We start from the raw sequence: 10,757 nt of genomic DNA, 5'->3' as shown, positions 1-10,757 counted from the left end.
GGTTGAGGGGGCGTGAGCCGCATGGATGCGGCGACCGAGCTTACATGGACGTACTTGCAGCGCCCCCCTCAACCGGACCCACCCCGCCATCCCACGGAATGCACGCTGTTGCTTCGGCAGGTGCAGGGCTGCAAGCCCTGCCGGAACCCACCACCGCTCAGCAAGTCTCAGCCAACGCAGCGCGGGGACGCCCCAGCCATGCCAGCAGCAGGCCCGATGCGGCCAACAGGCCACCCGCCACCGGAATGGCGGCATAGCCCAGGCCCGAACTGATCACCGCCCCGCCCAATGCCGCACCCACCGCATTGCCGAGATTGAACGCACCGACGTTGATCGACGACGCCAGGCCTGGCGCCTCGCTGGCCGCCTGCATCACCCGGATCTGCAACGGCGGCACGATCGCGAACGTCGCCGCGCCGAACAGCAGTACACCCAGCGCCGCCGTCGCGTGATTCATGAAAGCCAGCGGCAGCACGAACATCAGCACGGCCAGTACCGCCAGCAGGATCCGGGTGGCGCCATCCAGCGACCAGTCGGCCATGCGGCCACCGATGCCATTGCCGAAGGTGAAGCCGATGCCGATCAGTGCCAGCGACATCGCCACGAAGGCGTTGGACGCACCGGTCAGCTCGGTCAGCACCGGTGCCACGTAGGTGTACAGGGTGAACATGGCACCAGCACCCAGCACCGTGGTGGCCATCGCCAGCAGCACCTGCGGCTGCGCGATCGCCTTCAGCTCGCGGCGCACATCCGGGCGCGGTCCTGCCGCTGAGGGCGGCAGTGCCATCGCCAGCGCGCTGATCGCAACCACACCGAGTACGGCGGTGCCGGCAAAGGCCAGGCGCCAACCCAGCTGCTGGCCGACCCAGGTGGCCAGCGGCACGCCGCCGATGTTGGCGATGGTCAGGCCCATGAACATCGTCGCTACCGCCGCAGCCTGCTTCTCCTTCGGTACCAGGCTGGCGGCAACCACCGCGCCGATGCCGAAGAACGCACCGTGGTTGAGGCTGGTGACCAGCCGTGACAACAGCAGCAGTCCGTAGCTGGGCGCCAACGCCGACAGCAGGTTGCCGACGATGAAGATCGACATCAGCAGCATCAGCGCGGTGCGCTTGCCGAAGCGGCCCATCAGCAGGGTCATGACCGGTGCGCCCAGCATCACGCCCACCGCGTAGGCGGTGATCAGCATGCCAGCGGTTGGGATGCTGACCCCGACGCCGCTGGCAATGACCGGCAGCAGACCCATCGGGGTGAACTCGGTGGTGCCGATGGCGAATGCACCGACAGCAAGGGCGAGCAAGGCGGCTCTGGAATTCATGGGGATTGCCTGCGTGGGGGCAGGCCCTGTGGAAAATGAGCGCGTAGCCTGCGCGCTTTGCCGGCCGGGAGTAAGCCTCGCCCCGGGAAAACACTGTTGACCACGATTCACAGCTGACGGAAACCGCCCCGCCGGGCAAAGCGTGCCGCATAACGCAGAACCCCCGGCGCTGGCCGGGGGTTCGGGAGAGTGCTTACCAGTTGCCGGCGCCCGGCACGTGGTGCTCGCGTGCGCGGCGGCGCATCAGCAGGTTCAACCACTCCACCAGCACCGAGAAGCCCATCGCGGCGTAGATGTAGGGCTTGGGCACGTGCACGTCCAGGCCGTCCAGGATCAGCACCGCACCGATCAGCAGGATGAAGGCCAGGGCCAGCATCTTCACGGTCGGGTTGGCGTCGATGAATCGGCCCAGCGGGTTGGCCGCCAGCAGCATCACCGCCACCGACAACAGGATCGCGGCCACCATCACCGGCACATGGTCGGCGATGCCGACAGCGGTGATCACCGAATCCAGCGAGAACACGATGTCGATGACGGCGATCTGCGCGATCACATAGCCGAACACGGCCGAGGTCTTGGTGGTGCTCGGGTCTTCATCCTCGCCACCGGTGATCATTTCCCTGATCTCCATGCAGCCCTTGATGATCAGGAACAGGCCGCCGACGATCAGCACCAGGTCGCGGATGGAGATGCCCATGCCGGCCACGGTGAACAGGTTGGCTTCCATGTGCGCCAGGTAGGCCAGCGATACCAGCAGGCCGATGCGGGTGATGCAGGCCACGGCGATACCGAGCTTGCGTGCGAACGGGCGGCGATGCTCGGGCAGCTTGCTGACGGCAATGGAGATGAACACCAGGTTGTCGATGCCGAGCACGATTTCCAGCGCGCTCAGGGTGAACAAGGTCAACCAGACGTTGGGATCGGCGAGAAACTCAAGGGACATGGGAAGTCTTCAACAAGGGGGAGGAAGAAGGATCAGGCGGCGCCGGCCGGGAACAACCGCGGCACCAGCACCAGGGCCCAGCACAGCAGCACGTTCATCATCAGCACGAACACCGCTGCCGAACCCATGTCCTTGGCGCGACCGGCCAGCTCGTGGATCTCCGCGCCGTAGCGCTCGATCACCGCCTCGATGGCCGAGTTGGCCAGTTCCATCGCCAGCACCAGCAGCATCGAGCCGATCATCAATGCGCGCTCGACCGGTGTCTGGCCCAGCCACAGCGCCAGCGGCGCCAGCAGCACCAGAAGGTAGACCTCCAGCCGGAACGAGGATTCGTGCAGCCAGGCAGCACGCAGGCCCTGCCAGGACCAACGGGCAGCCTGGAAGATGCGGCGCGGGCCGCGGGGCATGTGGCCGAACTGATCAGCCACGGGAGGAACAACCAGCAACAGGGGCGCGGCGCAGCGACCGCTCAGACGCACGGCAGGGAATCATGGGTGCACAGGGATAGGCAGATGGCCCCCATTTTGCCACAAGGGCGGCAACGGCACCCCCGGACCCCGCTCCGGGGCCCGGGCCAATGGCCCGTCACGGCCAAGCGCGACGCCAGGCCAGCTCCTATGATGGATACCCCCTGCCCTGCCGGAGCGCCTGATGGCCCATCCCCGCACCTGCCTGATCCTCCTTGGCCTGCTGGCCGCGCCACTGGCCCAGGCGCTGAGCCCGCCGGCACCGCCGCGGGTACCCGAACAGGTCTCCAACGTCGCCTGGGCCGGGGATATGGCGACATTCGCCGCAGCTGACCGCACCGCGCCGCCGCCCAAGGGCGGCATCGAATTCATCGGCAGCTCGTCCTTCCGCATGTGGGACAGCCTGGCCCGTGACTTCCCCGGGCAACCGGTGTTCAACCGTGGCTTCGGCGGCTCGGAGGTGCGCGACAGCACCTGGTATGCCGGCCAGGCCATCGTGCCGTATGCGCCCTGCAAGGTGTTCTTCTACGCCGGCGACAACGACCTCAACAGCGGCCGCAGCGCCACCCAGGTGCGCGACGATGTGGTTGCCTTCGTACAGCGCGTGCACCGCGACCTGCCCAGGACAAAGGTCGAGTACGTGTCGATCAAGCCCAGCCCGTCGCGGGCGCACCTGCTGCCGGCGATCAACGATGCCAACGCGATGATCCGGGTGGCGCTGGCGAAGCTGCCCAACACCGGCTACACCGACGTCTACACGCCGATGCTTGGAGCCGACGGCCAGCCCGATGCATCGCTGTTCCGCGAAGACATGCTGCACATGACGCCGGCCGGCTATGCGATCTGGACCAAAGCGCTGGCGCCCAAGGTCAACTGCAACTGATTGATCCCGAGGTTGCCGGCCAGCGGCCGGCACTACCGGAAACGCCCATCCACGCATGGCGTGGATCTACGGTTGGTTCAATCCACGCATGGCGTGGATCTACTGATCGGTCGGTGGCATGGAAATCAGCAGCCGGTAACCTGTCGAAGGCCGGGCGCAGCCCGGCCCTCAGCGGAAAACAACCGTCGCGGCGGTGCCCTTGCCGGGCTCGCTTTCCAGGCTGACCTTCCAGCCGAAGCGATCGCACAGCCGGCGCACGATCGACAACCCCAGCCCCGTTCCCTGCGGGCGGCTCGGTTCGGCGCGGTAGAACGGTTCGAACGCACGTGACAGGGCTTCGGCCGACATGCCGATGCCGGTATCGCGCACCACCACGCGATCGTTGAGCACCTGCACGTCGATCCGGCCTTCGTCGGTGTAGCTGCAGGCATTGCGTACCAGATTGCTGACCACCACCTGCAGCACCCGCGGCGGTGCATGCAGCTGCACCGGTCCGTCGCTGTGCAGGTGCACCGCCACCGGGCGGTTGACCAGCAGTTCGTTGGCGTTGTCGACCTCGTAGCGCACGATATCGTTGACGTCGAACAGTTCGACCTGGGGTTCGACATCGGCCTCGCGGGCCAGGATCAGGAAGGCATCGATCACCGCTTCCATATCGCGGCCGGCACGCTGGATGCGCTGCAGGCTGCGGCGCAGGCGTGGTTCCAGGCTGTCATCGCCCAGCGCCATGTCGCTGGCCACGCGGATGACCGTGAGCGGCGTACGCAGTTCATGGCTGGCATCGCGGGTGAAGTTGCGCTCGCGCGCCACATGCGCGGTGACCCGGTTGGCCAGCGAATGCAGCGCTGCCGCCAGCTGGCGCGTCTCGCCCTGCATGTCTGCGGGCAGCTTGTCCGGTTCCAGATCGGCGGCTTCGGGATGACCCGGGTCCCAGCGCGAGACGCGGCGCGCCAGCCAGTTCACCGGTGATACCAGTCGTTTGGAGGCGCGGTAGGTGATCCACGAGGCGCCGTACACCGCCAGCAGGGTCAGCAGCACCGGCACGATGCCGAACCAGAATGCCAGCATCTCCGCGCGCGAGCGCAGGAACACCAGGTACAACCGGCCCTGCTCGCGGGCATCGACCAGCACCAGCTGGTCATCGTCGGGAAGTTCGTGGAAGCCGGGTTCCAGCGTACGCAGGTTGGCAGGCAGCGACAGGCTGGACTGCCCGCGTTCCAGCAGGTAGCCGCGGATGTTCTGGGTATTGGGAGGCGGTTGCACGGGCGAAGCCTCGTGCAGGGTCCAGTAATAGGCCGCTTCTTCGCGCAGGGCGGCGCCGACCAGGCTGTGCTTGATCACCAGCGACACCAGCCAGGCACCCAGCAGGATGCCCAGGCTGGCCAACACGGCTTGCAGGATGAAGGCGATACGGATCTTGCGCGGCAGGCCGTGCGGCATTGCGATGTCCCGGTCAGAGCGCTGCAATTATAGGCAGCGCGCTGTGCCGTGTTCGTGCATGGACGATGATGACCGGGTCGGCGGAATCTTCCCCCCTTCCCTGCCGACCACCGCCGTACCGGTGCTGCTGTACCGGCACGACGTCGATCAGGCCATCGGCTGGGCGATATCGGCGATGCGATAGCCCGCGCTCTGCACGGTGTGCAGCAGCGGCCGGTCGAACGGCTTGTCGATGATCTTGCGCAGGTTGTACAGATGGCTGCGCAGGGTGTCTGAATCGGGCAGGCCGTTGCCCCAGATCTCGCGTTCGATTTCCTGGCGGGTGACCACGCGCGGCGATTCGCGCATCAGGATGGTCAGCAGGCGCAGGCCGATCGGCGACAGCTGCAGCTCGGTGCCGGCACGGGTAGCGCGCATGCTGACCGGATCGAGCACCAGGTCGGCCACCTTCAGCACTTCCGAACCGACCTGGCGACGTTCGCGGCGGATCAGCGCGCGCAGGCGGGCTTCCAGTTCCTGGATGGCGAACGGCTTGGTCAGGTAGTCATCGGCACCAAAACCCAGGCCGGTGAGCTTGTCGTCCAGCGTGTCGCGCGCGGTCAGCATCAGCACCGGGGTCGACTTGCGCGCATCGTTGCGCAACCGGCGGCATACTTCGATGCCATCCAGTCGCGGCAGCATCAGGTCCAGCACGACCACGTCGTAGCTGTTCTCGGCAGCCAGACGGTAGCCGTCCAGGCCATCCTGCGCATAGTCCACCTCGAAGCCACGGCCTTCCAGGTACTCGCCGATCATCTCGGAGATATTGCGGTTGTCTTCGACCACCAGCACCAAGCCGGAAGTCTCCTTCGTCTGACGCATGAGAATCCCTTTTTCTTCAGCTTTGTGAAACATGCCCGATTGACGGTGCACGCGATGTGAAGCTGCGTCAACGAAAAAGCGATGGCGTACTCACAGCAGCGGTTTCAGCAACGGCCACACGTTGTCCAGCACCTTCGGCTGCGCCTGCGCGGTGGGATGCAGCCCATCGGCCTGCATCAATCCCGGCTGCAGGGCCACCCCTTCCAGCAGGAACGGCAGCAGCGGCACCTTGTACTGGCTGGCCAGCGCGCGATAGGCCGCCGCCAGGCGTTGCCGATAGCCAGGGCCGTAGTTGGGGGGCACGTCGATGCCCAGCAGCAGCACCTTGGCACCGGCTTTCTGGCTGGCCTCCACCATCTTTCCCAGGTTGCCCTGCACCTGCACCGGGGTGAGCCCGCGCAGCGCATCGTTGCCGCCCAGGGCAATCACCACCACGCTGGGCTTCTCCCGGGCCAGCAGGCCTGGCAGGCGGGTCAACGCCCCCGCGGTGGTTTCCCCGCTCATGCTGGCGTTGACGATGCGTGGCGGGGTTTTCGACTGCTGCCTGACCCGCTGCTGCAGCAGGCTGACCCAGCCGGCATCGGCCGGGATATTGTGGGCGGCACTGAGGCTGTCACCGAGCACCAGCACCGTGCCGGCCGGCGCCTTGGCAACTGCCAGTGCCGGCACCAGCAGCACCCCCAGCATCAGCAGCAACATCGCGCCGGCTTGCCGGCTCCATCCTGTCTTGCGCATTGGAGTCTCCTCATCGACAGCCTGTCCCCCCGCAGCGCGCCCGTCGCCATCGCCGTCGACCAGGTCGGCAAATCCGTGCATGGCCCGGAGGGTGAAGTCCACATACTGGACAACATCACCCTGACCGTCCATGAAGGGACCAGCGCGGCGATCGTCGGCGCCTCCGGTTCGGGCAAGACCACCCTGCTCGGGCTGCTGGCCGGACTGGACCTGCCCAGCCGCGGCCGCATCACGCTGGCCGGCCAGGATCTGGCTGCACTGGACGAGGAAGCGCGCGCTCAGCTGCGCGCGCGCGAAGTCGGCTTCGTGTTCCAGAGCTTCCATCTGCTGCCGGCGCTGACCGCCGCCGAGAACGTGGCGCTGCCGCTGGAGCTGGCCGGACGCGAGGACCGTGCGCGGGTGGATGAGGTGCTGGCGGCAGTCGGTCTTTCGCACCGCGCGCGTCATTACCCACGGCAGTTGTCCGGCGGCGAACAGCAGCGCGTGGCGCTGGCCCGCGCGTTCGTCACCCGCCCGCGCATCCTGTTTGCCGACGAACCCACCGGCTCGCTGGACCAGGCCACCGGCCAGCACATCAGTGACCTGTTGTTCGAACTCAATGCCGGCAGCGGCACCACCCTGGTGCTGGTCACCCACGACCTGCGCCTGGCCCAGCGCTGCCAGTACATCCACCGCATCGACAACGGCCGCCTGCAGCCGGTGGAACACGGAGTGCAGGCATGAACCTGCTGCGGCATGCGTGGCGCGCATTGCGCCGCGAAGCCCTGGCTGGCGACCTGCTGACCGTCTTCGCTGCGCTGGTGCTGGGCGTGGCGGTGATGACGGCGGTGGGCACGCTGGTGAACCGGGTCAATCTGGCGCTGACCGGCAGTGCAGCAGAAATGCTCGGCGGCGACCTGGGCGTTGCCGGGCGCGATGAACCGCCTGCGCTGTTTGGCGAAGAAGCCCAACGGCGTGGCCTTGCGCACACACGGCTGGCCAGCTTCGGCAGTGTGCTGTTCCAGGGCGACGCCAGCCAGATGGCCAGCATCAAGGCGGTGGAAGCCGGCTACCCGCTGCGCGGCACACTGCGCGTGCGGGCCGCGCCTGGGGGCGCGCTGATCGCCGGCGCCGGCATGCCGGCCCGGGGCCAGGCCTACGCCGATCCGCGCCTGCTGCAGGCGCTGGGGCTGAAGGCTGGCGACGATCTGGAATTCGGTGCGGGAACATTGCGCATTGCCGGCATCATCGAATCGGAACCCGATACCGGCGGCGATCTGCTGACGCTGTCCCCCACCCTGCTGGTCAACCGTGCCGATGTGGATGGCACCGGCCTGCTGGGGCCCGGCAGCCGCATCAACTACCGGGTGATGTTCGCCGGCCCCGCCGCCGACATCGCCGCACTACGGCAGTGGCTGCTGCCACAGGTAAAGGGCATGCGCCTGCTCGGCATCGACGATACCCAGCGCGGCGTGCGCCAGGCCTTTGACCTGGCCGGCCGCTTCCTTGGCCTGAGTGCCTTGCTGGCGGTGCTGCTGGCCGGTGTGGCGACAGCATTGGCGGCAAACCGGTTCGCCCTGCGCCGCATCGACCAGGTGGCGATCCTGCGTTGCCTGGGCGCGCGTCAACGCGACATCCTGGCTGGCCTGGCCCTGCAGCTGCTGATGCTGGCCGTGCCGGCCTGTGCGATCGGCATTGGCCTGGGCATGGCGGCGCAGGAAGGACTGGTGCAGGTGCTGGGCAGCCTGGTGCCGCAACGCCTGCCGCTGCCCGAGGCGATGCCGGCGCTGACCGGCGCGGGCATCGGCCTGTTGCTGCTGTTCGGCTTCGGCCTGCCGCCACTGCTGCGCCTGCGCGGCGTGCCTCCGATGCGCGTGCTCAACCGCTCCTTCGCCACGTTGCCGCCGGCCTCGCTGCTGGCCTACGTGGCGGCGCTGGCGGCCAGCCTGGTGCTGGCGGTGCAGGTGACCGGCGACCTGAAACTGGCGCTGTGGGTGCTGGGTGGACTGGCCGCGCTGGCCGTGGCTGCCGGCGGCGCCGGTTTCCTGCTGCTGCAGCTGCTGCGCGGCCTGCAGCACCGCCTGCACGGCAACTGGCGGCTGGGCCTTGCCGCGTTGACCCGGCGGCGGATGCTGGCGGTGATGCAGCTGGTGGGGCTGTCGCTGTCGCTGTGCGCATTGCTGCTGCTGGCGGTAATCGGACCCGGCCTGCTGCAGCAATGGCGTGAGCGCCTGCCTGCCGACACGCCGAATTACTTCCTGATCAACATCCAGCCCGAACAGCGCGACAGCGTGCTGGCAACGCTGCGCGGACTGGGCGCCGATGACGCCAGCATCGAACCGATGGCGACCGGCCGCCTGATTGCGATCAACGGCAAGCCACCACTGCGCGTGGACCGCACACCCGGCGGCGACAACGATGCACGCGGCGAGGGTCAGCGCGAGGACGATGACGAGAACCGACCGCTGAATTTCAGCTGGCGCAGCACCTTCCCACCGGCCAATACGCTGGTCAACGGCACCTTCTGGAAGGCCGACAGCACGGCTGCCGAAGCGTCGGTGGAGATCGGCTGGGCCAAGCGCTACGGCGTGTATCCGGGTGACCGCATCACCATTGCGGTGGGCGAGCAGGAACGTGCGTTCACCGTCACCAGTGTCCGCAAGGCCGACTGGAACACCTTCCGGCCGAACTTCTTCGTGCTGCTCAATCCCAACGCGGTGGGCGATACCCCGCACAACCTGCTTTCAGCGTTCCACCTTCCTGCGGGCAACGCCGCCGGGTTGGGCGCGCTGGTGCGTGCGCAACCGAACCTGTCGCTGCTGGACGTGGATGCGGTGATCTCGCAGGTGCGCGGTGTGATGGAACGGGTGGCGCAGGCCGTGCAGCTGGTGATGGTGTTCAGCCTGCTGGCCGGGGTGCTGGTACTGCTGGCCGCGCTGCAGTCCACCGCAGGTGAGCGCCGCTACGACAGTGCGGTGCTGCGTACGCTGGGCGCGACCCGACGCCAGCTGCGTGGTGCGGTGCTGGTGGAGTTCGGCACGCTGGGTGCATTGGCCGCGCTGCTTGCAGTGGGTGCGGCGGCGGTGATCGGCGTGGTGGTTTCGCAGAAGGTGTTCGAGCTGCCGTTGCTGCCGCCATGGCCCGGCCTGCTGCTGGGCGGGCTGGTGGGCATCGGGCTGAGCCTGCTGGCCGGCTGGTGGGGTACGCGGACCATCCTGCATACGCCGCCGGCGCTGGCACTGCGCGAGGCCTAAGGCGATCGCGACACACACGGGTGGGGCGGGCGCCATGCTGCGCGCCCCACCCGATCAGCACCAACGGAAGCGCGGACGGTTGTCCGCTGCGTTCCCGATGCTGGATGCGGTGTGCGATCACCGGCGAAGAGTGTGCCGAGCAAGCCCGGCACCTACCAAAGCAAAGGTCGGCTCGGTAGATCCACGCCATGCGTGGATGCGGTGTGCGATCACCAGCGAAGAGCGTGCCGAGCAAGCTCGGCACCTGCCAGAGCAAAGGTCGGCTCGGTAGATCCACGCCATGCGTGGATGCGGTGTGCGATCACCGGCGAAGAGCGTGCCGAGCAAGCTCGGCACCTACCAAAGCAAGGGTCGGCTCGGTAGATCCACGCCATGCGTGGATGCGGTGTGCGATCACCGGCGAAGAGCGTGCCGAGCAAGCTCGGCACCTACCAGAGCAAGGGTCGGCTCGGTAGATCCACGCCATGCGTGGATGCGGTGTGCGATCACCGGCGAAGAGCGTGCCGAGCAAGCCCGGCACCTACCAAAGCAAAGGTCGGCTCAGTAGATCCACGCCATGCGTGGATGCGGTGTGCGATCACTGGCGAAGAGCGTGCCGAGCAAGCTCGGCACCTACCAGAGCAAAGGTCGGCTCAGTAGATCCACGCCGTGCGTGGATGCGTGTGCGATCACCGGCGAAGCGCGTGCCGAGCAAGGTCGGCACCTACCAGAGCAAAGGTCGGCTCGGTAGATCCACGCCGTGCGTGGATGCGTGTGCGATCACCGGCGAAGCGCGTGCCGAGCAAGCTCGGCACCTACCAGAGCAAAGGTCGGCTCGGTAGATCCACGCCGTGCGTGGATGCGTGTGCGATCACCGGCGAAGCGCGTGCCGAGCAAG

General features: G+C 67.4%; 9 protein-coding genes. 3 read left to right on the top strand and 6 right to left on the bottom strand.

All coding sequences use genetic code 11. From position 1 onward, the window contains the following. Window positions 1-157 precede the first annotated feature (157 nt). The 3 genes from ACVOLJ_RS10415 to ACVOLJ_RS10405 all read right to left on the bottom strand — a co-directional run bounded on the left by ACVOLJ_RS10415 (window position 158) and on the right by ACVOLJ_RS10405 (window position 2,689). Window positions 158-1,318, bottom strand: coding sequence for an MFS transporter (locus ACVOLJ_RS10415; RefSeq protein ID WP_481564092.1), 1,161 nt, complete (start codon window positions 1,316-1,318; stop codon window positions 158-160). Window positions 1,319-1,511: 193 nt separating this feature from the next. Further along, window positions 1,512-2,261, bottom strand: a complete 750-nt coding sequence (locus ACVOLJ_RS10410) for a TerC family protein (protein ID WP_475279193.1) — start codon at window positions 2,259-2,261, stop codon at window positions 1,512-1,514. 32 nt (window positions 2,262-2,293) lie between these two features. Then, a complete protein-coding gene (locus ACVOLJ_RS10405; protein WP_475279194.1) occupies window positions 2,294-2,689 on the bottom strand; it encodes a diacylglycerol kinase in 396 nt (131 codons plus the stop codon). 223 nt (window positions 2,690-2,912) lie between these two features. Between ACVOLJ_RS10405 and ACVOLJ_RS10400 the strand changes: the two genes are divergently transcribed. After that, complete coding sequence (locus ACVOLJ_RS10400) at window positions 2,913-3,611, top strand: SGNH/GDSL hydrolase family protein (RefSeq protein WP_481564091.1); 699 nt, start codon at window positions 2,913-2,915, stop codon at window positions 3,609-3,611. A 168-nt stretch (window positions 3,612-3,779) separates the two neighbouring features. Here ACVOLJ_RS10400 and ACVOLJ_RS10395 read toward each other — a convergent pair whose 3' ends face one another. From ACVOLJ_RS10395 to ACVOLJ_RS10385, 3 genes are all read right to left on the bottom strand, one after another. Next, window positions 3,780-5,051, bottom strand: a complete 1,272-nt coding sequence (locus tag ACVOLJ_RS10395) for a sensor histidine kinase (protein WP_475279196.1) — start codon at window positions 5,049-5,051, stop codon at window positions 3,780-3,782. A gap of 147 nt (window positions 5,052-5,198) precedes the next feature. Then, a complete protein-coding gene (locus ACVOLJ_RS10390; protein ID WP_002811889.1) occupies window positions 5,199-5,912 on the bottom strand; it encodes a response regulator transcription factor in 714 nt (237 codons plus the stop codon). A 90-nt stretch (window positions 5,913-6,002) separates the two neighbouring features. Further along, a complete protein-coding gene (locus ACVOLJ_RS10385; RefSeq protein WP_475279197.1) occupies window positions 6,003-6,647 on the bottom strand; it encodes an arylesterase in 645 nt (214 codons plus the stop codon). 75 nt (window positions 6,648-6,722) lie between these two features. Here ACVOLJ_RS10385 and ACVOLJ_RS10380 point away from each other — a divergent pair, with 75 nt between their 5' ends. Then, window positions 6,723-7,370, top strand: coding sequence for an ABC transporter ATP-binding protein (locus ACVOLJ_RS10380; RefSeq protein ID WP_481564094.1), 648 nt, complete (start codon window positions 6,723-6,725; stop codon window positions 7,368-7,370). Continuing rightward, window positions 7,367-9,880 carry an ABC transporter permease gene (locus ACVOLJ_RS10375; protein WP_481564090.1) on the top strand — a complete coding sequence of 838 codons (2,514 nt, stop codon included), beginning with the start codon at window positions 7,367-7,369 and terminating at the stop codon, window positions 9,878-9,880. The genes ACVOLJ_RS10380 and ACVOLJ_RS10375 overlap by 4 nt, the downstream gene beginning before the upstream one ends. The last annotated feature ends 877 nt before the right edge of the window (window positions 9,881-10,757 follow it).

This window comes from Stenotrophomonas sp. STEN046 (assembly GCF_056759755.1).
The sequence above is the reverse complement of the archived record's forward strand: the minus strand, read 5'-3'. Positions and strand labels throughout refer to the sequence as shown.

Coding starts and splice junctions, on each gene's coding strand:
- ACVOLJ_RS10415 (WP_481564092.1), bottom strand. CDS start 1,318: ATGAATTCCAGAGCCGCCTTGCTCGCCCTTGCTGTCGGTGCATTCGCC.
- ACVOLJ_RS10410 (WP_475279193.1), bottom strand. CDS start 2,261: ATGTCCCTTGAGTTTCTCGCCGATCCCAACGTCTGGTTGACCTTGTTC.
- ACVOLJ_RS10400 (WP_481564091.1), top strand. CDS start 2,913: ATGGCCCATCCCCGCACCTGCCTGATCCTCCTTGGCCTGCTGGCCGCG.
- ACVOLJ_RS10395 (WP_475279196.1), bottom strand. CDS start 5,051: ATGCCGCACGGCCTGCCGCGCAAGATCCGTATCGCCTTCATCCTGCAA.
- ACVOLJ_RS10390 (WP_002811889.1), bottom strand. CDS start 5,912: ATGCGTCAGACGAAGGAGACTTCCGGCTTGGTGCTGGTGGTCGAAGAC.
- ACVOLJ_RS10385 (WP_475279197.1), bottom strand. CDS start 6,647: ATGCGCAAGACAGGATGGAGCCGGCAAGCCGGCGCGATGTTGCTGCTG.
- ACVOLJ_RS10375 (WP_481564090.1), top strand. CDS start 7,367: ATGAACCTGCTGCGGCATGCGTGGCGCGCATTGCGCCGCGAAGCCCTG.